The following is a 25302-nucleotide window of genomic DNA, read 5'->3' on the forward strand; positions in this document are numbered from 1 at the left end:
CGTCCCCCGGGTCGTCCATTCCCAAATCCCGCGACCGGCCGAAGGCGCCACGCGGGTGTCCCTTTGAACCTTGGGAGATGGCCCATGACCCAGCAGTCACTGGAGCCGAGGACCACAGCCGAAGACGCGGGCGAAGGCACCCGCGTCCCGGCCGGACGGTCCTGGCTCGATCGGTACTTCCACATATCCGGGCGGGGATCCACGGTCGCCCGCGAAGTGCGCGGCGGCGTCACCACCTTCATGGCGATGGCGTACATCCTCCTGCTCAACCCGCTGATCCTGTCCGGCAAGGACGCGGCCGGGAACACCCTCGGCCAGCAGGCGCTCATCACCGCAACCGCTTTCGCAGCGGCTTTCTCCACCCTGCTGATGGGCTTCTTCGGCAAGGTGCCCCTCGCGCTCGCCGCCGGGCTCTCCGTCTCGGGCGTCCTGTCCTCCCAGGTCGCGCCGGAGATGACCTGGCCGCAGGCGATGGGCATGTGCGTGCTGTACGGCGTCGTCATCATGCTGCTGGTCGTCACCGGCCTGCGCGAGATGATCATGAACGCGATCCCGCTCGCGCTCAAGCACGGCATCACCATGGGCATCGGCCTGTTCATCGCGCTCATCGGTTTCTACAAGTCCGGCTTCGTGCACCAGGGCGAGGCGACCCCGGTCACCCTCGGCCCGGCGGGCGAACTCGCGGGCTGGCCCGTCCTGTTGTTCGCGGGCACACTGCTGCTGATCTTCATGCTGCAGGCCAGGAACATCCCCGGCGCCATCCTCATCGGCATCGTCGGCGGCACGGTCGTCGCCGCGGTCCTCAACGCCGCCGGGGTCGTCGACCCGAAGCAGTGGGCGGCCGGCGCTCCCGAACTGCACGGCAGCGCGGTCTCGATGCCCGACTTCTCGCTCTTCGGGGACGTGGAGTTCGGCGGCTGGGGCGAGGTCGGCGCGATGACCGTCGGCATGATCGTCTTCACGCTCGTCCTCGCCGGTTTCTTCGACGCGATGGCCACCATCATCGGCGTCGGCACCGAGGCCGGGCTCGCCGACGACAAGGGCCGGATGCCGGGGCTGTCCAAGGCGCTGTTCATCGACGGCGCGGGCGGAGCGATCGGCGGGGTGGCCGGCGGCTCCGGCCAGACCGTGTTCATCGAGTCGGCGACCGGCGTGGGCGAGGGCGCCCGTACGGGTCTCGCCTCGGTCGTCACCGGCGCCTTCTTCGCGGCCTGTCTGTTCTTCACCCCGCTCACCGCGATCGTCCCGCAGGAGGTCGCCTCCGCCGCCCTGGTCGTCATCGGCGCGATGATGCTGATGAACGCCCGCCACGTCGACTGGGCCGACCGGGCAACCGCTGTCCCGGTGTTCCTGACCGTCGTCCTGATGCCGTTCACGTACACGATCACCACCGGTGTCGCCGCGGGCGTCATCTCCTACGTCGCCATCAAGGCCGCGCAGGGCAGGGCGCGGGAGATCGGCGCCTTCATGTGGGTCCTGACGGCGATCTTCCTCGTCTACTTCGCCCTCCACCCGATCGAGAGCTGGCTGGGCGTGCACTAGCACCCCGGTCCGCCGGGCACCCGCCCCCGCACGACCGCATTTCGCACCACCGCCCGATCGCACCACCGCCCTCCACGCAACCGCAGTCAAGGAGACCGAGAGATGCTGGACATCGCCGAGGAGCTGAACCGGTGGGTCGAGCAGGGCCGTGACTTCGCCGTGGCCACCGTGGTGGCCGTCGGCGGCAGCGCGCCCCGCACGCCCGGCGCCGCCCTGGCGGTGGACGCCGACGGGGCGGCGATCGGCTCGGTCTCCGGTGGCTGTGTGGAGGGCGCGGTGTACGAGCTGTGCCGGCAAGCGCTGGAGGACGGGGAGTCCGTCCTCGAGCGCTTCGGGTACAGCGACGACGACGCCTTCGCCGTCGGGCTCACCTGTGGCGGGATCATCGACATCCTCGTGACCCCGGTGCGAGCCGGTGACCGGGTCCGGCCGGTGATCGCGGCCGCCCTGGCGGCCGCCGCCTCCGGCGGGGCCACGGCGCTGGCGCGGATCGTGACCGGACCGGCGGACCTCGTCGGCCGCGCGCTCGTCGTCCGCCGCCGGGCGACCGACGAAAACGGTTCCCGCATGAGCGCCTCCTACGACACCGTTTTCCACGGCGGGAGTTCTTACGACAGCGGTTTCCGCGACGGCGGTTCTTACGACAGCGGTTTCCGCGGCGGCGCCTCTTGCGACAACGGTTTCTACGACGGAGGCTTCGGCGCCCATCCGGAGCTGGACCGTACGGTCGCGGCCGAGGCCGGTGCCTTCCTCGACGCCGGTCGCACCGGCACCCTGGAGATCGGCGAGCAGGGTTCCCGCTGCGGGGCGCCGCTCACGGTCCTGGTCGAGTCCTCCGTCCCGCCGCCCCGGATGATCGTGTTCGGCGCGATCGACTTCGCGTCGGCGCTGGTGCGGGTCGGCAAGTTCCTGGACTACCGCGTGACGGTGTGCGACGCGCGTCCCGTCTTCGCGACCGAGGCCCGTTTCCCGCAGGCCGACGAGGTCGTCGTCGAGTGGCCGCACCGGTACCTGGAGCGCACGGCGGTGGACGCGCGGACCGTGCTGTGCGTCCTCACCCACGACGCCAAGTTCGACGTCCCCCTGCTCCGGCTGGCGTTGCGGCTGCCGGTCGCCTACGTCGGCGCGATGGGCTCCCGCCGCACCCACCTCGACCGCAACGCCCGGCTGCGTGAAGTGGGTGTGACCGACCTGGAGCTGGCCCGTCTGCGGTCCCCCATCGGCCTCGACCTGGGGGCCCGTACGCCCGAGGAGACGGCGCTGTCGATCGCCGCCGAGATCGTGGCCGACCGGCGCGGCGGCAGCGGGGTCTCACTCACCGGCGCGCACACGCCCATCCATCACGACGCCGGTTCGGTGCCGACGGGCCGGATCGGCTCGGTGGCCTGAGCCGCCGCACCGCGCACGGCCGGCTGGTCCGGCCAGGTGAACGCGTAGCGCGGGTCGCCGCCCCGGCCCAGCCGGACGTGGCGCAGCAGTTCGCGCGCGATGCCCGCGTTGCCCATCGCCCAGCCGGTCCGCGGTTCGAGGCGGTCCGGCGTGGGCCGGTGCGCGAGGTTGGACCAGCGCGCGCCGTCCGCGTCCCGGGTCGCGCGGGCGGCGAGGTCCGCCACGAGGGTCCGGGCGAAGCCGGGGGAGTCGCCCTGCTCGGCGATCCGGTCCGAGGCCAGCGCCAGCACCCCCGCCGTCCCGCAGCAGCGGCCGTTGTTGTCCCAGAACCCGGGCCGCAGCCGGCGCGGCAGTCCGGACCGGGTCACGGTGTGCCAGCAGCGGTCGGCGAGCTCCGTCCACGCGGGCTCACCGAGCAGGTCCCGCAGCAGCCGGAAGACCTGGGCGTCGCCTGCCGGTCCGTGACACCAGCCGTAGCTGTACCGCTCGACCACGTCGGGCCGGTGGTGCGGGTCGGAGTGCGGCACGAGGAATCCGTCCGGCCCGTCCTCGTCCCGGGCGACGACGTCCGCGACGCCGGCCCGCCCGAGCTCCACCAGGTCCGTACGTCCGGTGGCGGCCCCGACGGCGGCCAGGGCGTACGCGATCCCGAGCGTGCCGTGCGAGACATGGTGCAGCCGGGCCGCCGCGCCGAGCTTGAACTCCCAGGTGACACCGCCCGCTCGGGTGGGCTCGGCGGTTTCCAGGTACGGCTCCAGCGCCCGTACGGCGAGGTCGGCGTCGCCGGCCGCCAGCGCGCCGAGGCCGATGCCCGCGTTGCCGCCCATCAGCTCGAACAGCACGCCCCAGCGCACTCCGTCGAAGTGCGACCGCACCCGCTCCAGGGCCCGGTCGGCGGCGGCGCCTGCGGTGTCGTCGGCGAGTTCGCGCTGGACGGTCCGCAGCGCGAGGGCGATACCGGTCAGCCCGAAGTACAGGGAGTGGTCCGGGTGGTCGTCGACGTCGTCGGCGAGGCTGCGGGCGGCGCGCAGGGCGGTGTCGGCCCAGGAGTCGTCGCCGAAGTGCCGCCAGGCCTCCAGGAGCACGGGTACGACCCCGGCCGTCCCGGTGTACAGCGTCGGGTCGACGTGGTCGTCGGAGGGTCTGACAGGCCAGCCGAGCCCGCCGCCCCCGGTGTCCCGTGCGGTGCCCCGCAGCCAGCGCAGGGCGTCCACCGCCAGTTCCTCGACGTCGTCGGCTGCCGTCCCGGCCTCGGCGCGGGACAGCCCTCCCCGCCCTCGCGCGGTCATCGGCCGCGGAGCAGGCGGTTGACCGCGCGCCCGAACACCGAGCGGGCCGTGGTCCGGACGAGGGGGTCGAGGAACGACGGGAGAAAGCGCATCCGCAACTCCTCCCGCCAGAGCACCCGGGTCCGCCCACCGGGGCCCGGCCGTACCTCGATCTCGGCCCAGCCCAGGACGACCCGGCCGCGTTTCTCCAGCCGGCACCGGCCCGGCCCCTCGTCGGACGGCGGCTGCCACACGGTCACCTCCATCCGGTCGGCGAAGGTGAACGGGCCGAGACCCGACCGCGCCTCGAAGACCGTGCCCTCGCGGGTCGGCGCGGGGGTGAGCACAGCGACGTGGGTCAGCGGTACCACGTCACCGTGCCGGGACCACTCCGTCAGGCGACGCCAGGCGTCGTCCGGGGAAAGCGGTACCGTGCGTTGCAGCTGGAAGAAGACCACGCGCTGATCGTAGGGAGCGGAAGCCGTCCGACGGAGGATTACCCTCCGGCTCACAGGTTCGGACGCATCTTCGCGGTGTGGTGGCCGGGTCAGCGGTAGACGTGCCCGGGCAGCGCCGTCCCCGGCGCCAGCAGCTGGGGAACCGTCACGAAAACGTATCCGCGCTCTTTCAGCGCGTCGATGATCCCCGGTACGGCCGGCACGGTCCCGTCGTAGATGTCGTGCAGCAGGATGATGCCGTCCCGGTCGGCCTGGGCGAGCACCCGGCGTCGGATCAGTGCGGAGTCGGTCGTCGTGTAGTCCTTGGCGGTCACCGTCCACAGCACTTCGGCGAGGCCCAGTTCGCGGCAGATCTCGTGCACGGTCTCGTCGGTGCGGCCCTGCGGCGGGCGCATCAGGGTGGGGCGCCGGCCGGTGAGGCGCTCTATCTCGTCGTTGGGGCGCCGGAGTTCCTCGCGTATCTCCTCCGGGGTGATCCGCGTGAGGATCTTGTGGTCCCAGGTGTGGCTGGCCACCTCGTGTCCCTCGGCGGCCATGCGTGTGACGAGCTCCGGGTACTTCTCGATGTGCCGCTCGCCCAGCAGGAAGAAGGTCGCCGGGACCTGTTGCTCCTTCAGGATGTCGAGCAGCCGGGCCGAGTTCTCGCTCGGGCCGGCGTCGAAGGTGAGGGCGATGCATTTCGCCTCCCGGCAGTCGACGGGGCCGAAGCGGGCGGCCTGGGTGGTGGCGGCGGGGCGGGCGCGGGCGGCGCTCGGATGCGTGACGTCGGCGCCGCCGCAGCCGGTCAGCGTGACCGCCAGGCAGATGGCCGCCGCCGAGATGGCAACGGCCCGCAACCTGGCCCCCGTTTTCTTCATCTTCCTGGTCAGAGAAGGCATGTCGAGACTATACATAGAGCGTATACACCCTATGTATAGTCTCGGTCGTCATGCGCTCCTCAGGCCGGGCGGGGCCTCATTGGGCGTAGAACGTCGCGTCTCCCCTGTCCGTGGCCGTGCTCGGCGTCTGCACGTACAGCACGTAGTTGTAGTGACGGACGTAGCGTCCGGCGTAGTTGTACGACTCGTACGAGACCCCCGCGGAGTCGGCGAGACCGGCCCGCCGGTAGAAGCTCGCGTCGGACGCGAACGCCGACGTGCCGTCGCTCTTCTCCAGCCACACCTCGAAGTTCTTGTGCCGCAGGTAGTAGCCCGGGAAGTTGGCCGACTCCAGGGAGACCGTGCCGGTGCCCGCGAGACCGGTGACCACCCGGAACTGCGAGTCGGCGAGCGGGCTCACCCCGGCCTCGATGCGGGCGCGGTACTCCCAGTGCCGGATGAACCGGTCCGCGTAGTTGTACGAGGAGAAGCGCTGCGGGGTGACCCCGTCGGCCACCGGGATCCCGAAGTCGGGTGTGCCGTCCGCCTTCCAGTACACCTTCTGCACGCGGGTACGGCGGTTGGGGTCGTTCAGCGGGTCACCGGTGATGTCCTTGTAGCTGCGGTCGTGGTAGACGAGGATGTCGGACCTGCCGTCCTCGGAGACCGTGAACGAGTTGTGGCCCGGCCCGTACTGCGAGGTCGAGGCGTTCGAGGTGAAGACGGGCTGCGTCCCCTTGGTCCAGGACGCCGGGTCGGTCAGGTCGGCCGTCGCGGAGGCGGTCAGCATGCCCAGGCAGTAGTTGGCGTCGGTCGCGCTCGCCGAGTAGGTCATGAAGACCTTGCCGCCGTGCTGGATCAGCGCGGGGCCCTCGTTGACCTTGTAGCCGATCGTCTCCCAGGAGAGCGTCGGCTGCGAGATCTCCGCCGGAGTGCCCGAGATCGTCCAGGGGTTGGTCATCTTCGCGATGAACAGGCTGGTGTTGTTGTCCTCGGACGGGTTGCGCTGCGCCCAGGCGAGATAGCGGACGCCGTTCACCACGAACGTGGTGGAGTCCAGCGAGAAGCTCTCCCACGTGGTCTTGATCTGGCCCTTCTCGGCCCAGGTCGCGGTGAGCGGGTTGGCGCCGGTGCCTTCGAGGACGTACATCCGGATCGCCCAGACGTCACTGGTGGACCCGGCCGCGAAGTACACGTACCACTTGCCGTCGATGAAGTGGATCTCCGGCGCCCAGATGTGGGCGCCCATGACCCCGCTGCTGTGCTTGGTCCAGATGGTGACCTCCTGGGCCGTCGACAGGCCCTGGATGGTCGTCGCCCGGCGCAGCACGATGCGGTCGTACGCGGGGACCGTGGCGGTGAAGTAGTAGTAGCCGTCGGTGTGCTTGAAGATGTGCGGATCGGCGCGCTGCTCCGCGATCGGGTTGGTGTACGTCACCGCGGGGGAGTCGGGCACGGCGGCCTGGGCGGGGGCGACCGCACCGGTGAGGACGGCCGCGAGGGCGACGAGGCCAGCCAGGATCAGCCGAACGGCGTTGCGTCTCAAGGGAGTTCTCCTGACGGAGGAAGAGGGGGCGAGGAAGGAGGAGGGGGCGAGGAAGGAAGGGGAGGCGAGGGGGAGGAAGGAAGGGGAGGCGGGGGAGGGGGAGAAGGCGCCGGGTCAGGTGGTGGGCACCAGACGCCACTGCTGGCAGGTGTTGTTCAGCCAGGTCCACTGCCGTACGTCGGTGCCGTTGGCGGTCCCGCAGTCGGCGACGTCCGCGACCTTGCCGCTGTTCTCGTTCACGAGCCGGACGTAGTCGCCGCTCGCGGTGAAGACGGGACGGAAACGCTGGCACTTGTTGTTCAGCCACGACCACTGGCGCAGGTCGGCGCCGTCGGCGGCGGAGCAGTCGGCGGTGTCCAGCACGCCGCCGGTGGCCACGTTCACCAGCCGGCTGGTGTCGTCACCCTGGTCCTCGATCCGCCACTTCTGGTTGGTCCCGCCGGTGCAGGTCCACTGGAGGACGTTCGTGCCGTTGGCCGTGGAACCGCCTTCGACATCGAGGCACTTGCCGCTGTTGCGGTTGACGAGGGTGTACGAGGTCGGGGTCGCCGCCGTCTCGCCCGACGGGCCGGGGAGCGCCGTGCCCAGGGCGACGGGGGTGCCGAAGTCCGGGGTGCCGTCGGCGTTCCAGGTGAACTTCTGGGCGCGGGTCGTCCGGCCGTTTCCGCAGCCGCCGCTCGCGGAGGAGTTGGCGTGGTAGACGATCCAGTTCTCGGTGCCGTCGGGTGAGGTGAAGAAACCGTTGTGGCCCGGGCCGTAGACGCCTGCTGTGTCGCTGCGCTGGAAGGCGGGCGTCTGCTTCTTGGTCCAGGACGCCGGGTTCAGCGGGTCACTGCCCGTCAACTCCAGCCGGCCGAGCTTGTAGTCGGCGGTCTGGCAGTAGCTGGCGGAGTAGCTGAGGAAGGTGCGGCCGTCGTGGTACAGCGGTTCCGGGCCCTCGTTGACGGGCGCGCCCACCCGTTCCCAGTCCAGGGTGGGGCTGGAAATCACGGTGAACGTGTTGCTGGACAGCGTGTACGGGTTTGCCATCGGCGCGATGACCAGGCTCTGCGCGCTGCCGTTCACGAAACCGCTTCCGACGAGATACAGGTTTCCGTTCGCCTGCAGCACGCTCGCGTCGATCAGCCAGCCGCCGGGTGTGAGGTTGGAGCCGGTGAGGGAGCCCTTGTAGGTGTAGGGGCCCAGCGGGTCGGTTCCGGCGCTCTCCAGGACGTGGGTGCGCTGGGAGTCGCAGCAGGCGGTGCCGCCCTGGCCGGCCGAGTAGTAGAGGTACCAGTGGCCGTTGAACCGGTGGATCTCCGGTGCCCAGATGTTGGTGTTGCGCGTCGAGGTGGTGTCCGACCACACCTGGACGGTGGGCGCGGTGGCGAGGCCGGCCAGGGTCGGCGCCTTGCGCATGCCGAGGACGCCCGTGAACGTCGTGGTGATCAGGTAGTAGTTGCCGTCGTAGAACTCCAGCCAGGGGTCGGCGCCCTTGGCCGACTTCAGCGGGTTGGTGTACGGGCGGCCGTCGGCCGCGGCCACCGGCTGGGTCGCCGCCACCAGGGCGACGAGGAGGGCCAGGACGCAGACGAGCAGGGGTCTGCGGCGGTACTTCCGAGGCATGCAGGACCGTCCCTTGTCCGTGAAACTGCCTGTCCGGTATTTCGAACATGGTTCGTAACTTCGGCCAGAAGATAGGGGTCGTGCATGTCCTCGTCAATGGTTTCGACAGCCTCGGCGGCACCGGGAACCCCTCGGGGCGACAGCCGTCCCCGCACGGCCGGTTCACGGCCGGTTCACGGTGGGGAACGCGCCGGGGCGCCCCGCCCGGTCGCCGTGGGACCGGGCGGGACGCCCTGGACGTGCTGCCGTTCTCCTGTGCCGGCCTCTGCCGACTCCGGCTTCAGCCGACTCAGGCCTTTGCCGGCTCCGGCCCCTCCTGACGGAGAGCCCGGGATCAGACGAGGTCGAACCGGTCGAGGTTCGAGACCTTGACCCACGCGGCGACGAAGTCGTTCACGAACTTCGCCTTCGCGTCGTCGCTCGCGTAGACCTCGGCGAGCGCGCGCAGCTCGGAGTTCGAGCCGAAGACGAGGTCGGCGCGGGTGCCGGTCCACTTGACCTCGCCCGTGGCGGCGTCGCGACCCTCGAAGGTGGTCTGGTCCGAGGACGTCGACGACCACGTCGTACCCAGGTCGAGCAGGTTGACGAAGAAGTCGTTGGTCAGCTTGCCCGGCGTGTCGGTGAAGACGCCGTGCGAGGACTGGCCGTGGTTGGCGCCCAGCACGCGCAGGCCGCCGACCAGGACGGTCAGCTCGGGGGCGCTCAGGGTCAGCAGGTTCGCCTTGTCGAGCAGCAGGAACTCGGCCGGCAGGCGGTTGCCCTTGCCGAGGTAGTTGCGGAACCCGTCGGCGGTCGGCTCGAGCGCGGCGAACGACTCGACGTCCGTCTGCTCCTGCGAGGCGTCCACGCGGCCCGGCGTGAAGGGGACCTCCACGGCGTGACCGGCGTCCTGGGCGGCCTTCTCCACGGCGGCGGCACCACCGAGGACGATCAGGTCGGCCAGGGAGACCTTCTTCGCGCCGGAGTTGAACTCCTGCTGGATGCCCTCCAGGACGCGCAGCACCTGGGCCAGCTCGTCCGGGTTGTTGACCTCCCAGCCGCGCTGCGGCTCGAGGCGGATGCGGGCGCCGTTGGCGCCGCCGCGCTTGTCGCTGCCCCGGTGGGTGGAGGCCGACGCCCACGCGGTGGACACCAGCTGCGAGACGCTCAGCCCCGAGTCGAGGAGCTTGGCCTTGAGCGCCGCGATGTCCTCGGCGCCGATGACCTCGCCCTCGGCCTGCGGCAGCGGGTCCTGCCACAGCAGGGTCTCCGCCGGGACCTCCGGGCCGAGGTACAGGGACTTCGGGCCCAGGTCGCGGTGGGTCAGCTTGTACCAGGCGCGGGCGAAGGCGTCCGCGAACTCGGCCGGGTTCTCGTGGAAGCGGCGCGAGATCTCACCGTAGATCGGGTCGAAGCGCAGCGACAGGTCGGTGGTGAGCATCGTCGGGAGCTTCTTCTTCGACGCGTCGTGCGCGTCGGGGATGATCGCCTCGGCGTCCTTGGCCACCCACTGCTTGGCGCCGGCCGGGGACTCCGTCAGCTCCCACTCGTAGCCGAAGAGGATGTCGAAGAAGTCGTTGCTCCACTGGGTGGGCTTGGAGGTCCAGGTGACCTCCAGACCGCTGGTGATGGCGTCGCCGCCCTTGCCGGTGCCGTAGGAGGACTTCCAGCCCAGGCCCTGCTGCGCGAGGGAGGCGGCCTCGGGGTCGTCGCCGACGCTGTCCGCCGGACCGGCACCGTGGGTCTTGCCGAAGGTGTGGCCACCGGCGATCAGGGCGACGGTCTCCTCGTCGTTCATCGCCATGCGGCGGAACGTCTCGCGGATGTCGCGGGCCGCGGCCAGCGGGTCCGGGTTGCCGTTGGGGCCCTCGGGGTTGACGTAGATGAGGCCCATCTGGACCGCGCCGAGCGGGTTCTCCAGCTCACGGTCGCCGGTGTAGCGCTGGTCGTCGAGCCAGGTGGTCTCCGGGCCCCAGTACACGTCCTCGTCGGCCTCCCAGACGTCCGCGCGGCCGCCGGCGAAGCCGAAGGTCTCGAAGCCCATGGTCTCCAGCGCGACGTTGCCCGTGAGGATCAGGAGGTCGGCCCAGGAGATGGACTGGCCGTACTTCTTCTTGACCGGCCACAGCAGACGGCGGGCCTTGTCGAGGTTGGCGTTGTCCGGCCAGCTGTTCAGCGGCGCGAAGCGCTGCTGGCCGCGGCCACCGCCGCCACGGCCGTCACTGATGCGGTAGGTGCCGGCGCTGTGCCAGGCCATGCGGATCATCAGCGGGCCGTAGTTGCCGAAGTCGGCGGGCCACCAGTCCTGAGAGGTGGTCAGCACCTCGGCGATGTCCTGTTTCACGGCCGCCAGGTCGAGGGCCTCGAACGCCGCGGCGTAGTCGAACTCCGCGCCGAGCGGGTTCGCCACGACGGGGTCCTTGGCGAGGATCTTGAGGTTGAGGCGCTCCGGCCACCACTGGCGGTTGCCGCCGCCCTGGGTGGGGTGCGCGGCGCGACCGCCGTGCGCGACCGGGCAGCCACCTGCCTCCGCCGCCTTCGAGTCGGTCACGATCGCATCATGGTTCTCGGTCATGGGGGAATCCTTCTGGGCTGGTCGGATCACATGCTCACGTACCGCAGGTGTCGGGTCCCGCGGGCGCTCAGGTGCTGGGGGCGGTGGAACAGTCGGGGCACAGGCCCCAGTAGATGACCTCGGCCTCGTCTATGGCGAAGCCGCGGTCGTCCGAGGCGGTCAGACAGGGGGCGTGACCGACGGCGCAGTCGACGTCGACGACCGCGCCGCAGGACCGGCAGACGAGGTGGTGGTGGTTGTCCCCCACGCGTCCCTCGAACCGGGCGGGGCTGCCCGGGGGCTCGATGCGGCGCACCAGTCCCGCGCCGGTCAGCGCGTGCAGAGCCTCGTAGACGGCCTGGAGGGAGATGTGGCCCACGCGGCCGCGCACCCCCGTGGCGATCGCCTCGACCCCGAGGTGGTCGCCTTCCCGGACGGTCTCGAGCAGGGCCACACGGGCGGCCGTCACCCGCAGGCCGACACCGCGCAGCTCTTCGGCGGTGGTCGGTGTACGGGGTGCTGTCATGGCGTCGAACCTACTTCATAAACACGAACCATTCAAGAAAACGAATGGTGCAAGTCTGGGAAACGGCACACGTCAGAGAAACGAGGCGAGCCCGTCGAGGAGCCTGTCGACGTCCTCGGCGTCGTTGTAGGGCGCGAGCCCCACCCGCAGCGCGGGTGCGTCGAGCTTCAGCGCGGTGAAGGCCTCGTAGGCGTAGAACGAGCCCGCCGGGGCCACGACACCCCGTGCGGCGAGATGCGCCTGCGCCTCGCGCGCGTCCCGGCCCGCGAAACCCATCAGAACGGTCGGCGTGCGGTCCCGCGCCCTGGAGTGGACGGTCACGGCGTCGCCCAGCGCGCGCAGCCCCTCCTCCACCCGGGCGCGCACCACGTTCTCGTGCTCGTGCAGGGACCGCAGCGACCGCGCCAGCCGCTCCCTGCGCGGCACCGCCGTCCCCGGCGCGTCGCCGGGCACCGCCGGCCGGCCCGGCCCGACCGGGTCGAGCGCGGCCAGGAAGTCCACGGCCGCGGTGGCACCCGCCAGGACCTCGTAGGGCAGCGTCCCGAACTCGAAGCGCTCCGGCACGGTGTCCGGCGACGGCAGCAGCTTGTCCGGTACGAGTGCTTCCAGGACGTCGGGCGAACCGGCGAGCACCCCGCAGTGCGGACCGAGGAACTTGTACGGCGAGCAGACGAACAGGTCGGCCCCGAGCGCGGGCACGTCCACCAGGTGATGGGCGGCGTAGTGCACCCCGTCCACGAACACCACGGCGCCGACCTCGTGCGCCAGGTCCGCGATCCGGCGCACCGGCGGCCTGGTGCCCAGCACGTTCGAGGCCGCCGTCACCGCCACCAGCCGGGTCCGGGGCGACAGCGCCCGCTCGTAGGAGCCGAGGTCGAGTTCCGTGGTCGCGCCGTCGATCTCGATCCAGCGGACGGTGACCCCGGCGCGCTCCGCCGCCTGGACCCAGGGGCGCACATTGGCGTCGTGGTCGAGCCGGCTGACGACGATCTCGTCACCGGGCCGCCATCCGGCGGCCAGCGTCCGGGAGAAGTCGTACGTGAGCTGCGTGGCGCTGCGCCCGTGCACGACGCCGGTCTCCGGGACGCCCAGCAGGTCGGCGTAGGCGGCCCGGAAGCCGGCGACGGCCTGTTCGGCGTTGCGCTCGGACGCGCTGACCAGCCCGCGGTTGGACAGCGGACCGGTCATCGTCCTGGCGACGGCCTCGGCGACGGGGGTGGGCGTCTGGGTCCCGCCCGGCCCGTCGAAGTAGGAGAGACCCTGCGCGAGGGACGGGAAGTGCGCCCGGAGGGCGGCGACATCGATGGCCATGGCCCCGACTCTGGCACCCGGACCCGCGGCCCACCAGGGAGCCACGGCCGGTCCCTGCGGTCCGCCGTGGCAAAGGCAGCCGGACGAAGGCGACGGCGCGGACGCCGCCGTGGTGGGCGCGGGGGCCGGGCCGGCCGGGCCGGGGAGGCGCGCCGCGCCCACGACCCGGGCTCCGCCGTGGCCCGCGCGGGGGAGTGGACCGACGACGTCTGCCCCCGCGCCGCTCGCCCCGCGGCGCCGCCGTCAGTCGCGCTGCGCCGGCGGCGGCTTCACCAGCCCGCTCCGGTACGCGACGACGACGAGCTGGGCGCGGTCGCGGGCGTCGAGCTTGGTCATGGCGCGCTGGATGTGGCTGCGTACCGTCAGCGGGCTCAGGAAGAGCTCGGCGGCGATCTCCGCGTTGGACCTGCCGTACGCGGCCAGGGCCATCACCTCGCGCTCGCGGTCGGTCAGGGTCCTGAGGACGTCGGGCAGCGCGGGGACGCCGTCGGTGTCCGGGCCGGCCAGGAACCGGGTGATGAGGGCCCGGGTGGCGAGCGGGGAGAGGAGGGAGTCGCCGGCCGCGACGGTGCGGATGCCCGACAGCAGGACCTCGGGGCTGACGCCCTTGCCGAGGAAGCCGCTGGCGCCGGCCCGCAGCGCCTTCGCGACGTTGCGGTCGTCCTCGAAGGTGGTGAGCACGAGGATCCGGGTCCCCGCCAGCTCCGGCCGGGCGCAGATCGCGGCGGTGGCCGCCACTCCGTCGACGTCCGGCATCCGGATGTCCATGACCACCACGTCGGGCCGGTGCGTCTCGGTGCGGTCGACGGCTTCCCGCCCGTCGGCGGCCTCCGCGACGACGGTCATGTCGGCGACCGACTCGATGAGGATGCGGAAGGTGGCCCGGAGCAGGGCCTGGTCGTCGGCGAGCAGGACACGGATGGTCATGAGGCGGGACTCTCGTGGGGGCGGCCGAGCGGAAGGGTGCAGGCGACCTCGAAGCCGCCTTGGGGGCGGCGGCCGGCGTGGAAGGTGCCGCCGGCCGCCGAGGTGCGCTCGCGCATGCCGAGCAGACCGAAGCCGCGTCCCGGACGGGGCCCGGGTGCGGGTGCCGGACGGCCCGGGACGGTGTCGTTGGTGACGGTCAGGGTCAGGTGGTCCGGGGTGTAGGCGACCCGGACCCGCGCGCTGCGGGTCGCCGCATGTTTGCTGACGTTGGTGAGCGCTTCCTGGACGATCCGGTAGGCCGTCAGGTCGAGGACCGGGGTCAGCGGGCGTGCCGGTCCCTCGACGGTGACGGTCACCTCCAGACCGGCCGCCGAGCAGGACTCCACCAGGTCGGGCAGCCGCCCCAGGCCCGGCGCGGGCGTCAGGTCGTCCGTGGGGTCGGTGTCCTCGCGCAGGAGCCCGACGGTCGCCTTCAGCTCGCGCAGTGCGGCCGCCGTCGTCTCCGGCAGCCGGCCGATGATCTCGAGCGCCTTGCCGGGATCGGCGCGGGCGAGGTGGGCGGCGGTGCCCGCCTGGGCGTCGGCCAGGGTCAGATGGTGGGCGACGACGTCGTGCAGCTCCCGCGCGATGCGCATCCGCTCCTGGATCACCCGGTGCCGTGCCTCCTCCTCCCGCTGCCGGTCGGCGTGCTCGGCACGGGCCGCGGCGTACTCACGACGTACCCGGACGTAGGCGCCGAAGGCCGCGGACAGCAGGACCCAGGCCGCCGGGTTGACGACGGCCAGCATCGGCGAGTCGTGGAAGGCGGGGGTGAACAGCCCGGTGACGGCGATGCCGGCGGCGGCCGTGAGCGCGCTGTTCCAGGTGGCCCGGCGAGGGCTCCGCACACTGATCGAGTACTGCGCGCACAGGAGCGGGCCCATCAGCCCGGGGGTCAGGAGATAGCCGAGGGCGCCCTGCGCCATGGTGCACAGCAGCGTGACGGCGAGGACCGGAAGGGGGTGGTCGCGGCGCCGGCGCAGTGCCGCGCAGGCGACGACGGCCGTCGCGACCGCGGGCCACAGTTCCGGCGTCTCGGGCATGACCGCCCGGGTGACGAGGACACTGGCGACGGTGAGCGCGCACAGCACGACCAGGGTCGTGGCCTCGACGGCCTTCGGGCGGGTCGCTGCCCGGCGCTGCCAGCTGGTGCTCATCACGCTCCGAGACGTTCAAAGGCAGACATACTCACACACCCCCGGCCGCGGCGCCGGGACGTCCCGGCGCCGCGGCCGGGGGCGGGTGGGGGAAGAGCTCCGGGCCCACGGGGGACCCGCCCGGGGCCTGACCTCAGGTGCGGGCCGGTTCCTGCGGCGCGGGCTCGCCCCCCACCCGTGCGGCGGGCACCGGCGGCACGGTGAGCCCCACGCCCTCGACGTCGACCCGAGGCAGCAGCCGGTCGAGCCACCCGGGCAGCCACCACGCCCGGTCGCCGAGCAGGGCCAGCACGGCGGGGACGAGCGCCATGCGGACGACGAAGGCGTCGAACAGCACGGCGACGGCCAGACCGAAACCGATGGTCTTGATCATCGACTCGGCGGCGCCGACGAATCCGGAGAAGACCGCGATCATGATCACCGCGGCGGCGGCGACCACCCGCGCGCTGTGCCGGAAACCGGTCACGACCGCCTGCGGAGCCCGGTCCCCGTGGACGTACGCCTCCCGCATCCGGGCCACCAGGAACACCTCGTAGTCCATCGCCAGGCCGAAGACGATGCCCACCAGGAAGATCGGCATCAGGCTCATGACCGGACCGGTCTGCTCCACCCCCAGCAGTTCCGCGCCCCAGCCCCACTGGAAGACCGCCACGACCGCGCCGAGAGCGGCCAGCACCGACAGCAGGAACCCGAAGGCGGCCTTGACGGGAACCAGCACGGACCGGAAGACCACCAGCAGCAGGAGCAGCGCCAGGACGACGATGACGGCCAGGTAGGGGACGAGCGCGTCCTGAAGGGCCTGCGCCACGTCGATGTTCATCGCGGTGCTGCCGGTGACCTCGAAGGTCGCCCCCGTCTCCCGTTCTAGACCGGGCCGTTCCGCGCGGATGGCCCTGACCAGGCTCTTGGTGTCCTCGGTGTTCGGGCCGGCGGCCGGGACCGCCGAGAACAGCGCGGTGTCACCGGCCTCGTCGAACCGCGGCGCGGAGACGGACACGACCCCGCGGGTCGCGCCGATCTCCCGGGCGATCGACTGCGCGGCCGCCTTCGGTCCGGCCGCGTCCCTGACGTCCGCGACGATCGTCAGCGGCCCGTTGAAGCCCGCGCCGAAGCCGTCCGCGAGCGCGTCGTAGGCGCGTCGTTCCGTCGACGAGAGCGGCTTGGACTCGTCTCCCGGCATGCCCAGCTCCAGACGTGTGGCGGGCAGCGCCAGTACGCCGAGGCCCGCGACACACGTGACCAGCACGGCGGCCGGGCGGCGCAGCACGAAGCGCGCCCACCGCGAACCGCCGTTGCCGGCGGGCCCGGCCGCCCGGCCGGCCCTGCGCGCGGCGCGGGACAGGACGGCCTCGGGCCACATGCCGAGCAGGGCGGGCACGAGGGTGAGAGCGATCAGGACGGCGACGACCACGGCGCCCGCGGCGCACAGGCCCATCTTGGTCAGCATCGGAACGCCGACCACCGACAGGCCGGCCAGCGCGATGACCACGGTGAGACCGGCGAAGACCACGGCGGATCCGGCCGTGCCGACGGCGAGTGCGGTCGCCTCGCGCGGGGCGTGGCCGCCCGCGCGTTCCTCCCGGTAGCGGGAGACCACGAACAGGGCGTAGTCGATGCCGACCGCGAGGCCCAGCATCGTGGCGAGCGTGCCGGTGGTCGCCGACAGCCCGAAGGCGCTGCCGAGGGCCATGACGGACGCCATGCTGATGCCGATGCCGATGACGGCGGTGAGCAGCGGCAGGCCGGCGGCCGCCAGGGAGCCGAAGGTGATCAGCAGGACCACGGCGGCGAGGACGATGCCGATGGCCTCCGAGGAGCCGCCCGCCGCGGGCCGGGTCGCGAGTGCGGTGCCTCCGACCTCGACCGTGAGGCCGGAGGCGCGGGCCTTGTCGACGGCCTTCTCGAGGGCCGCCCTGTCGGCGTCGGTGAGGTCGTCGGCCTTCACCTCGTAGGTCACCGTGGCGTAGGCGGTCGAGCCGTCCTCGCTCACCGCGCCCGCCACGAACGGGCTCACGGCACTCGCGACCCGCGGCTCGTCGGCGGCCTCGGTCACCAGTGCGTCGACGGCGGCGCGGTGGCGGGCCGCGGTCACCCGCTGACCGTCGGGAGCGACGAACACGATCCGCGCGTCGGCACCGTCGGCGTCCGAGCCGGGGAACCGCTCTCCGATCAGGTCGAACGCCTTCTGCGCCTCGATGCCGGGCATGAAGGAGGTGCCGTCGTCGGAGGCGGCGGGAGCCTTGGCGGCGCCGAGTCCGACGGCACCGAGGATCACCGCCCAGAGCAGCGTCACGAGCCAGCGCCGCTGGAAGGCGGTCCGGCCCATCCGGTAGAGCAAGGTAGCCACGGGAAACGGATCTCCAGGTCTGGGTTCGGGTGGACGACCAGACTGGCTCGCGGGGGCGCTCCGGGGCATCGTGCCCGTGCGGGCACTCCCGCTTGGTGCCGGTGCAGGAGCCGACGCTGCGCCGTCCTCCTCCAGGAGGACCCGCGCCTACCGCTCGGGAAGGAGGCCGTCGACCGTTCGTGGACCGACGCGACGCATTACGCGACGAATGCCGGACAGAGGACTACGACTGACCTGACCTGACCTGACCTGACCTGACCTGACCTGTGCCGCCGAGAGGTCCTCGCATGTATTCCGTACTCGACCGCGCGCTCGACTGTGCCGTCGGCGCGCTCGGGAAGACCACCGACACGACCGGAGTCACCCTGCACCGTTCCCCGGACACGGGACGGGCGCGGCTGGCCGACCGGGCGTTCGACTTCAACAGCGCGGTGCCCTCCGGAGTGCGGCTGGAGATGCTCACGGACGCCACCGAGATCGAGCTCGACGCCCGGCTGACGGTGCTCCTTCCCGTGGGCATGCCGTCCTCCGGCAGCGTCTTCGACCTGGTGGTCGACGGTGAACTGCGCGAGCCGGTGGTGGCGACGCGACAGAGCCCGGTCTTCTTCGATCCCGCCGACGGCTCGCTGGAGGCCGGACCGGCCGGGCCCGCGACCGTGCGCTTCCCCATCGGTCCGCGGGCAGCCGAACGACGCGTGGAGATCTGGCTGCCCGTCACCCCGGCCGTCACGCTGATCGACGTCCGCGTCCCGGACGGGGCGTCGGTGCGTCCGGCTCCGGCGAGCGGTCCGCTGTGGGTGCACTACGGCAGCTCCATCAGCCAGTGCTCGGACGCGGACCGGCCGACCTCCACCTGGCCGGCCGCCGTGGCCCGCTCGGCCGGCCGGTCCCTGGTCAACCTCGGCCTCGGCGGGCAGTGCCAGCTCGACCCCTTCATGGCCCGCGCCGTCCGCGACCTGCCCGCGAGCGCGATCAGCCTCGAACTGGGCATCAACGTCCACAACGCCGACAGCATGCGGGAACGCGCCTTCGTCCCGGCCTTCCACGGCTTCCTCGACACGATCCGCGACGGGCACCCGTCCACGCCGGTCCTGGTCATCAGCCCCATCGTCTGCCCGGCCGCCGAACAGCGGCCCGGGCCCACGCTGGTGGGCCCCGACGGAATGGTCCACACCGCCGACCGTCCCGCCGAACTCGCCTTCGGCGCCCTCACGCTCACCCGCATCCGCGCGTTGCTGAGCGAGCATGTGGGGCAGCGCCGCAAGGACGGTGACGACCGGCTGCACCTCATCGACGGCACCACCCTGTTCGGGCCCGGTGACGTGGCCGATCTGCCCGACGGCCTGCACCCGAACGCGGCCGGCTACGCGCGCATGGCCGAGCGCTTCCTGCCCCTCGCCTTCGGCAGGGCGGGCGCGTTCGGGTGACCCCCGAGTCGGACCGCACCGTGACCCGCTCGCCGCGTGCGCCTGCGCCCCGCGCGTGCCCCTACGGCGGCGACACCTACGCCCGCGGCCGGGGGGCGTCGGTGTCGGGTTCCGGGCGTGGCCGACGCGTCGGCGCGGCGCCGCGCACGACATCGAGCACGTCCCCGGCCCGTGCGCCGTCCGCGCCCCGCCACGCGATGTGCTGGTCGGGCCGGATCAGCAGCATCGGCGCGCCGTAGCGTTCGCGCGGGGCCAGGCCGGTCAGGTCGACGGTGGTGAGGGGAATGCCCCGGGCCGCCGCCTCCCTGGCGAAGGCGGCGCGGCCGGGCTCCCGGTCGCCGGCCAGGAGGAGCAGCGTCAGACCGTCGCCGAGCAGGTCGTACAGGGAACGGCCGTCGGGCAGCCAGCTGTGCGGCAGCCGGGCGCCCGGGAAGGACAGGCCGTGATAGCTGCGCGGCACCAGGGGCGGGACGGCGGAGCCGTCGTCGACGACGACGGGGGACGCGGCGTAGTGCTGGCCGAGGACGAGGCCCTCGCTGTGGAACTCGTCCGCCTTGGCCTGGAGGGCGGCCGCGGTCCGCGCCCGGCGGCGACCGGCCTCGGGCGTGTCCCCGAGGAGTGCGGGGTCGGCGAAGGACGGGGCGAGCAGCCTGTCCTGGGCGGCGCTGCCGGCGATGATCCGCCGAGCCACCGGGCGCCGCTCGGTCTGATAGGTGTCCAGCAGCTCCTCGCCGCCCCAGCCCTGGAGGACCGCGGCGAGTTTCCAGCCGATGTCCACCGCGTCGCCGACACACGTGTTGAAGCCGTGCCCGCCCCACGGGGGGTTCAGATGGGCGGCGTCGCCCACCAGGAAGACACGGCCGCGCCGGTAGCGGTCCACCAGGAGCATGCGGGCGGTCCAGGGATCGGTGGCGACCACCTCCACGGGCCCGGCATGCCCGGCGCCGACGAGAGCGCGTATCAGCGCCTCGGGCGCCACCGGACGGTCGGGGTCGGTCCGCTGGACGATGGCCCACCACCGGTCGTCCAGGTCGAGACGGCCCATGAGACCGGAGGCCTCGGGGCTCACCACCCAGTACTGCACCGCCCGGTCCAGACCGACCGCCTCGCCGAGGCCCGGCGCCCGGAAGACGACGCTGAGGTTGGGCCGCTCGCCGGACGAGCCGGCGTAGACCGCTCCGACGGCCTGCCGGCTGACTCCGCCGCCGCCGTCACAGCCCAGCAGATAGCGGGCCGTCAGCACACGGACGGAGCCGTCGGCGGCGGTGACCGTGGCGCGCACGGCGTGTTCGTCCTGCTCGACGGCGGTGACCCGGTGGCCGGTCAGGCAGGTGACCGAGGGCAGTTCGGCCACCGCCGCGCGCAGGACCCGCTCGACGACCGGCTGCGGAACCTGCTGGCCCGGCTCCGCCCAGCGCTCGTCGCGGCCGTCGTACAACCCGAACACGTTGCGGAACCGGGTCAGTTCGGTGCCGAGGAGCGCGGTGCAGAAGATGACGTCCTGGGACCAGGCCACGGGCAGCGGGGCGGCCGCGCGCAGGCGGTCGGCCAGGCCCCAGCGGCGGAAGTGCTCCATGGTGCGGATGCTGGTGGTCTTGGCCCGCGGCCGGTCGTCGTCGACGGTGGTGCGCGGTTCGACGAGCACGGCGGCGATGCCGCGGCGGCCGAGCTCGACCGCCGCGGCGAGACCGGACGGCCCTCCGCCGGCGATCAGTACCTGGACGGTCGTCCCGGTCACGCGCCGGACCTCGCGGAAGCGTCGGTGACGGGCGTACGCAGCGTCCCGAGCCGGTCGACCTCCACCTCGACGACGTCACCGGAGCGCAGCAGCCGGGGCGGCGTACGGACGTAGCCGACGCCCTCCGGGGTGCCGGTGGCGACGATGTCGCCCGGGTGCAGGGTCAGGGTCGCGCTGATCCGCGACAGCAGCTCGGACACCCCGAAGATCATGTCGCGGGTGTTCCCGTCCTGCATGACCTCCCCGTTGACGCGGGTGACCAGGCGCAGCCCGTCGGAGAGGCTGCCCGCCTCGTCGGCGGTGACGAGTGTCCCGATCGGGCCGCTGCGATCGGCGTTCTTGCCCAGCGTCCACTGGGCGGTGAGCTTCTGCGCGGTGCGGGCGGTGAGGTCGTTGAAGACGGCGTAGCCGAGGACGGCGGCCTCGGCCTCCTGTTCCCCGGCGTCGCACAGCCGGGCACCGACGACCGCCGCGACCTCGCCCTCCCAGTCCAGGCCCGGCTCGTTCGCGGGCACCGGGGCCGGTACGCCGTCCACCGACAGGGAGGCCGTCCAGCGGCCGAACACGGTGGGGTGCTCGGGTGCCCGGAAGCCGCCCTCGGCCGCGTGCGCACGGTAGTTGAGACCCACGCACAGCACCCGCGCCGACGCCGGTACCGGCGGGGCCAGGGACACCTCCGCCAGCGGGACCGTGCCGTGGCGGACCGCGCGAGCCCGCTCCAGCCAGTGCGGGAGGTCCGCGTAGAAGTCGTCCACGTCCGTGAGCGGGGTGACCCGATCGTCCACGACGACGCCGATCACGATCCGCCTGCGGCCCGGTTCCCGGCCCGGATCCACCATGCCGACGAGCTTCATGCGCGCGTGCCTCCTGTTTCCTCCGCGGGTGCCGCGGCCAGACGGATGTCGAACTCGGCCGCCAGGAACGGTCCGTCCATGCCGAACCGACGCGCCGTGTCCTCGTCGCCCGGTGCGAACGGCGCGACGAGCGCGTCCTTGACGGCGAACGCCGCGTCGGAGCCGAGGTAGGGGTCATCGGCGGCGAACACATGGGTGGTGAGCGACCGGTGCCCGGCGGCCTCCACCCGCAGGTGGACATGGGCGGGGCGCATGGGGTGACGGCCGAGCGCCCGCAGCAGCTCGCCCACCGGGCCGTCGGTCGGCACCGGGTAGCTGGCGGGCTTGACCGTACGGAACCAGTAGGCGCCGTCGGGCCCCGTGGTGAACAGACCGCGCAGGTTGCCGTCGGGCTGCTCGTCGTCCTGGCTGTCGTACAGACCCGTGTCGTTCGCCTGCCAGACGTCCAGCACGGCGCCGGCCAGCGGACCGCCGTCGCAGTCGGTGATCCGGCCGTGCACCACGGCCCGCTCCCCGCGCCGCAGTTCGGGGCCCTCGGCGATCCAGGCCCCCATCGCGCGGGGCGGCGCCGGCGAGTGGAAGGGGCCCTCGACCGAGCTGGGCGTCATGGTGGCCGGGCCCGTGTGGTTGACCTCGTCCACCGCCGAGGTCAGGCCCAGCATGTCGGAGAGCAGGATGAACTCGTTGCGGCGTTCGGTGCAGGCCCGGCCCGTGCGGACCAGGAAGTCCAGCGCGCGCAGCCACTCGTCCTCGGAGGGCCGGGTCTCCCGCACGAAGGCGTGCAGATGGCTCACGAGGCCGCCGATCAGCTCCCGCAGCCGCTCGTCGTCGCCCCGGACGGTGGACAGGACCTGCCGCAGCAGGGCGTCCGGCGGGGCGCCGAGGGCGGAGCCGGGGGGCACGGACCCTTGCGCGGGGGCGTGTCGGGCCGGTCCGGTGGTGTCGGTCATGGGGTCGCTCCCGTGGGCGTCAGGGCGGCGTCCGGTGCCGCACAGCCGTAGGTGTGGGTGCCGGCCCCGGCCTGGTGCCGGGCGCCGTCGGGCAGGACGACCTGCGCGGTGGTGCCGGGCGGCACCGTGACGGCGAGGTGGAAGCGGCCGTCGTCGATGTGCCAGGACGAGCGGACCGGCCCGTACGGCGAGTGGTGTTCGGCCCGCGCCCGGGTCAGGCCCCCGCCGGGGCGGGGCGCCACGGTGAAGCGGCGGTAGCCCGGAGCGTCCTCGTCGGGCCTGATCCCGGCCGTGCAGCGGTGCAGGAAGGAGACGACCGCGCCCTTCGAGTAGTGGTTGAGGGAGTCGTGCGCGGTGCCGTCCGCGCCGACGCCGTCCCAGTGCTCCCAGATGGTCGTCGCGCCCCGGTCGATCATGTGGAGCCAGGACGGGGCGGTGTCCTGGAGCAGCAGCTCGTACGCGACGTGCAGGTGTCCGGAGTCGGCGAGCACCGGCAGCAGGTCCGGGGTGGCGAGGAAGCCGGTGCCGAGATGCGTGTCCGCGGCGCGGACGAGTTCCACCAGCCGTGCGGCGGTTTGGGCCCGCAGTCCGGCCGGGACCAGGTCGAAGGCGAGCGCCCGCACGTGGTGGGCCTGGGTGTCCGGGCGCAGCGAGCCGTCGGCCGCGATGAACTCCGTGCGCCAGGCCGCACGCACCCGCTCGCTCAGTTCCCGGTAGCGGTCGGCGTCCTCGTCGCGGCCCAGGACGCGGGCGATGCGCGCCGCCAGCCGGGTGGAGTGGGCGTAGTAGGCGGTGGCGACGTCCGCCTTGTCCAGGGCCGCGTACGCCGCCAGGTCACCGACCTTCTCACCGGGCACGAGCCACTCGCCCCAGTGGAACCCGGTGTCCCACAGGTACCGCTCGTGCGGCGCCGGACGGGGGGAACGCCGGATCCGGTCCGGGTGCCGTTCCTCGCGGGCGGCCCGTTCGACCCGGCCGAGCCAGGCGGTCATGGCGGGCCACAGCTCCTCCAGGATCCCCGGGTCGCCGTAGGCCAGGTACAGCTGCCAGGGCACGATGACCACCGCGTCGCCCCAGCCGGCCGAGCCGTTGAGCTGCGCCACCGGCCCCTTGGGCCCCTCGGTGCGGCAGGCGGGCGAGATGTTGGCGACGGTGCCGTCCGGCCACTGGTCGGCGGCGACGTCGCGCAGCCACTTCGCCGAGAAGCCCGACACGTCGTAGAGGAAGGCGGCGGTCGGCACGAACAGCTGCCAGTCCCCGGTCCAGCCGGCGCGTTCGCGGGTGGGACAGTCCGTGGGGATGTCGCAGACGTTGCCGCGCAGACCCCACCGGGCGGCCTCGTGCAGCCGCTCGATCCGCTCGTCGTCACAGTCGAACCAGCCGGTCCGCCGCAGGTCGGTGTGGACGACCACACCGCGCAGGTCGTCGGCGGTCAGCTCGCCGGGATGACCCTCGACACGGACGTAGCGGAAGCCGTGCGTGGTGTGCCGCGGCTCGAACGCCTCGCCGGGCCGGCCGGCCGAGACGACCCGGTCGACCTGGCCGGCCGGGAGCGGCTCGGGCAGGAACGGCATGTCCACACGCAGGTGATCCGTCGTCACATCGCCGTCCGGGCCCAGGGACTCGCCGTGCGTGAGGGTGAGGCGGGTGTCCGCCGGACCGAGGTCGGTCAGCCGCACCCAGCCGTTGATGTTCTGGCCGAGGTCGAAGACCTGCCGGTCGGGGCGCGGGCGGGTCACCGAGACCGGGGCGAGTTCCTCGACGCGCCGCACGGGCGGGGCGGGTGAGGCGACCAGCCCGGCATGTCCGTGGTCGGCGACCTCCACCGGCGTCCACGCCGAGTCGTCGTACCCCGGCCGGTCCCAGCCGACGGGGGTGCGGCGCAGGTCGGTGGACTGCCCCGCGATCAGGTCGGCGGCCACCACCGGCCCGGGAGACCAGTGCCAGTGCCGGTCGGTGCACACGACGGACGTGGTGCCGTCGGCGTGTTCGAGGTGCAGCTGCGCCAGGAACGAGACCCGCTCGCCCCACTGGTCGTGGGCCCGGGTGACCCCCACCTGCCCGCGGAACCAGCCGTCGGAGAGCACCGCCCCCAGCACGTTCTCGCCCTCCCGCAGCAGCTCCGTCACGTCGTACGCCTGCACCTGGAGATGTACGTCGTACTGCGTGAACCCCGGTGTCAGCTCGGCGTCCCCGACCCGCTCCCCGTTGAGGAAGACCTCGTAGAGACCCTGCGCCGTGGCGTAGAGCCGGGCCCGCCGGACCGGGGAGCCCGCGGTGAACGCGGTGCGCAGCAGCGGAGCGGGCCGCTGCCCGGCGGGCGGGACACCGGGACGGCCGGGCACGCCGGGTCCGCCGGGCACGCCGGGTCCGCCGGATTCGCGGGGCCTGTCAGGCACTCCGGGTCCGTAAGGCCCGCCGGGTGCAATGGGGGCATCGGGTTCGGCGGGTTCGACTGGTTCGACGGGTTCGATCCACCGGGCCTGCCAGTCGGCGGGATCCAGCAGGCCGGTCTCGAACCAGGCCTCCGGCGACCACGCGCTCTCGCCGAGGTCGGTCCACACCTTGACCCGCCAGGTGATCCGTTCCCCGGAGCCGGGCGGTGGCCCCCCGTACGGCACGTGCGTGCTGTCGGCGGAGTCGACACGGCCGGAGTCCCAGCCCGTGCTCGTGCCGACGCGGTACGCGAACTGCTCGCGCGAGCCGGGCGGCAGCCACCAGGACAGCCGGGGGCGGCGGTTGCCGAGGCCCAGCGGCTGTTCCAGCTCGTCGGCACGCAGACAGGTGGGAGCGGCGTTCATACAGGTGACCAAACGTTCGAGGGGGAG

General features: G+C 72.8%; 18 protein-coding genes. 3 read left to right on the forward strand and 15 right to left on the reverse strand.

The window, feature by feature from the left end:
- Positions 1-84 precede the first annotated feature (84 nt).
- Positions 85-1542 (forward strand): NCS2 family permease, encoded by a 1458-nt coding sequence (locus ASD48_RS35365; RefSeq protein ID WP_057605954.1) that lies wholly within the window; start codon positions 85-87, stop codon positions 1540-1542.
- Between the two features lie 102 nt (positions 1543-1644).
- Positions 1645-2931, forward strand: a complete 1287-nt coding sequence (locus tag ASD48_RS35370; RefSeq protein ID WP_057605955.1) for an XdhC/CoxI family protein — start codon at positions 1645-1647, stop codon at positions 2929-2931.
- Here the strand turns inward: ASD48_RS35370 and ASD48_RS35375 are convergent.
- The 11 genes from ASD48_RS35375 to ASD48_RS35425 all read right to left on the reverse strand — a co-directional run bounded on the left by ASD48_RS35375 (position 2883) and on the right by ASD48_RS35425 (position 17505).
- Positions 2883-4220, reverse strand: coding sequence for a lanthionine synthetase LanC family protein (locus ASD48_RS35375; RefSeq protein WP_057605956.1), 1338 nt, complete (start codon positions 4218-4220; stop codon positions 2883-2885). The two genes, ASD48_RS35370 and ASD48_RS35375, sit on opposite strands and share 49 nt — an antisense overlap.
- Entirely contained in the window at positions 4217-4657 is a 441-nt protein-coding gene (locus ASD48_RS35380; protein ID WP_057605957.1) for an SRPBCC family protein, read from the reverse strand. Before ASD48_RS35380 ends, ASD48_RS35375 begins: the two co-directional genes overlap by 4 nt.
- Positions 4658-4746: 89 nt before the next feature.
- The gene (locus tag ASD48_RS35385; RefSeq protein WP_057605958.1) at positions 4747-5514 is read right to left on the reverse strand and encodes a polysaccharide deacetylase family protein; all 768 of its coding nucleotides are present in this window, start codon (positions 5512-5514) and stop codon (positions 4747-4749) included.
- Between the two features lie 97 nt (positions 5515-5611).
- Positions 5612-7060 carry a family 43 glycosylhydrolase gene (locus ASD48_RS35390; protein WP_199876115.1) on the reverse strand — a complete coding sequence of 483 codons (1449 nt, stop codon included), beginning with the start codon at positions 7058-7060 and terminating at the stop codon, positions 5612-5614.
- Positions 7061-7174: 114 nt separating this feature from the next.
- Positions 7175-8665 (reverse strand): family 43 glycosylhydrolase, encoded by a 1491-nt coding sequence (locus ASD48_RS35395; RefSeq protein ID WP_057605959.1) that lies wholly within the window; start codon positions 8663-8665, stop codon positions 7175-7177.
- A gap of 334 nt (positions 8666-8999) precedes the next feature.
- Complete coding sequence (katG, locus tag ASD48_RS35400) at positions 9000-11219, reverse strand: catalase/peroxidase HPI (RefSeq protein WP_057605960.1); 2220 nt, start codon at positions 11217-11219, stop codon at positions 9000-9002.
- Positions 11220-11286: 67 nt separating this feature from the next.
- A complete protein-coding gene (locus ASD48_RS35405) occupies positions 11287-11724 on the reverse strand; it encodes a Fur family transcriptional regulator (RefSeq protein WP_057605961.1) in 438 nt (145 codons plus the stop codon).
- Positions 11725-11796: 72 nt separating this feature from the next.
- Positions 11797-13035: a cysteine desulfurase-like protein gene (locus tag ASD48_RS35410; protein ID WP_057605962.1), complete on the reverse strand. Its 1239-nt coding sequence runs from the start codon at positions 13033-13035 to the stop codon at positions 11797-11799.
- 243 nt (positions 13036-13278) lie between these two features.
- Positions 13279-13962: a response regulator transcription factor gene (locus tag ASD48_RS35415; RefSeq protein WP_057605963.1), complete on the reverse strand. Its 684-nt coding sequence runs from the start codon at positions 13960-13962 to the stop codon at positions 13279-13281.
- Positions 13959-15158 carry a sensor histidine kinase gene (locus ASD48_RS35420; protein WP_057605964.1) on the reverse strand — a complete coding sequence of 400 codons (1200 nt, stop codon included), beginning with the start codon at positions 15156-15158 and terminating at the stop codon, positions 13959-13961. Before ASD48_RS35420 ends, ASD48_RS35415 begins: the two co-directional genes overlap by 4 nt.
- Before the next feature lie 133 nt (positions 15159-15291).
- Positions 15292-17505, reverse strand: coding sequence for an MMPL family transporter (locus ASD48_RS35425; RefSeq protein WP_057605965.1), 2214 nt, complete (start codon positions 17503-17505; stop codon positions 15292-15294).
- A gap of 287 nt (positions 17506-17792) precedes the next feature.
- Here ASD48_RS35425 and ASD48_RS35430 point away from each other — a divergent pair, with 287 nt between their 5' ends.
- On the forward strand, positions 17793-18932 hold the full coding sequence (locus ASD48_RS35430) for an SGNH/GDSL hydrolase family protein (protein WP_057605966.1): 1140 nt from the start codon (positions 17793-17795) through the stop codon (positions 18930-18932).
- A 76-nt stretch (positions 18933-19008) separates the two neighbouring features.
- Here the strand turns inward: ASD48_RS35430 and ASD48_RS35435 are convergent, their stop codons facing one another.
- From ASD48_RS35435 to ASD48_RS35450, 4 genes are read right to left on the reverse strand one after another with little or no spacing between them, the layout of a single operon-like run.
- On the reverse strand, positions 19009-20670 hold the full coding sequence (locus ASD48_RS35435) for an FAD-dependent monooxygenase (RefSeq protein ID WP_057605967.1): 1662 nt from the start codon (positions 20668-20670) through the stop codon (positions 19009-19011).
- Positions 20667-21524 (reverse strand): fumarylacetoacetate hydrolase family protein, encoded by an 858-nt coding sequence (locus ASD48_RS35440; RefSeq protein WP_057605968.1) that lies wholly within the window; start codon positions 21522-21524, stop codon positions 20667-20669. The genes ASD48_RS35435 and ASD48_RS35440 overlap by 4 nt, the downstream gene beginning before the upstream one ends.
- Positions 21521-22474 carry a dioxygenase gene (locus ASD48_RS35445; RefSeq protein WP_242432825.1) on the reverse strand — a complete coding sequence of 318 codons (954 nt, stop codon included), beginning with the start codon at positions 22472-22474 and terminating at the stop codon, positions 21521-21523. Before ASD48_RS35445 ends, ASD48_RS35440 begins: the two co-directional genes overlap by 4 nt.
- Positions 22471-25275: a glycoside hydrolase family 78 protein gene (locus ASD48_RS35450; protein ID WP_057605969.1), complete on the reverse strand. Its 2805-nt coding sequence runs from the start codon at positions 25273-25275 to the stop codon at positions 22471-22473. The genes ASD48_RS35445 and ASD48_RS35450 overlap by 4 nt, the downstream gene beginning before the upstream one ends.
- Positions 25276-25302: the final 27 nt, after the last annotated feature.

Origin of the sequence: Streptomyces sp. Root1310, assembly GCF_001426425.1 — a bacterium.
In the GTDB taxonomy this organism is placed as follows: domain Bacteria; phylum Actinomycetota; class Actinomycetes; order Streptomycetales; family Streptomycetaceae; genus Streptomyces.

Bases quoted from the DNA above. Each gene is read 5' to 3' on its own strand.
- ASD48_RS35365 (WP_057605954.1), top strand. From the start codon at position 85: ATGACCCAGCAGTCACTGGAGCCGAGGACCACAGCCGAAGACGCGGGC.
- ASD48_RS35370 (WP_057605955.1), top strand. From the start codon at position 1,645: ATGCTGGACATCGCCGAGGAGCTGAACCGGTGGGTCGAGCAGGGCCGT.
- ASD48_RS35375 (WP_057605956.1), bottom strand. From the start codon at position 4,220: ATGACCGCGCGAGGGCGGGGAGGGCTGTCCCGCGCCGAGGCCGGGACG.
- ASD48_RS35385 (WP_057605958.1), bottom strand. From the start codon at position 5,514: ATGAAGAAAACGGGGGCCAGGTTGCGGGCCGTTGCCATCTCGGCGGCG.
- ASD48_RS35395 (WP_057605959.1), bottom strand. From the start codon at position 8,665: ATGCCTCGGAAGTACCGCCGCAGACCCCTGCTCGTCTGCGTCCTGGCC.
- katG (WP_057605960.1), bottom strand. From the start codon at position 11,219: ATGACCGAGAACCATGATGCGATCGTGACCGACTCGAAGGCGGCGGAG.
- ASD48_RS35405 (WP_057605961.1), bottom strand. From the start codon at position 11,724: ATGACAGCACCCCGTACACCGACCACCGCCGAAGAGCTGCGCGGTGTC.
- ASD48_RS35410 (WP_057605962.1), bottom strand. From the start codon at position 13,035: ATGGCCATCGATGTCGCCGCCCTCCGGGCGCACTTCCCGTCCCTCGCG.
- ASD48_RS35415 (WP_057605963.1), bottom strand. From the start codon at position 13,962: ATGACCATCCGTGTCCTGCTCGCCGACGACCAGGCCCTGCTCCGGGCC.
- ASD48_RS35420 (WP_057605964.1), bottom strand. From the start codon at position 15,158: ATGAGCACCAGCTGGCAGCGCCGGGCAGCGACCCGCCCGAAGGCCGTC.
- ASD48_RS35430 (WP_057605966.1), top strand. From the start codon at position 17,793: ATGTATTCCGTACTCGACCGCGCGCTCGACTGTGCCGTCGGCGCGCTC.
- ASD48_RS35440 (WP_057605968.1), bottom strand. From the start codon at position 21,524: ATGAAGCTCGTCGGCATGGTGGATCCGGGCCGGGAACCGGGCCGCAGG.
- ASD48_RS35445 (WP_242432825.1), bottom strand. From the start codon at position 22,474: ATGACCGACACCACCGGACCGGCCCGACACGCCCCCGCGCAAGGGTCC.
- ASD48_RS35450 (WP_057605969.1), bottom strand. From the start codon at position 25,275: ATGAACGCCGCTCCCACCTGTCTGCGTGCCGACGAGCTGGAACAGCCG.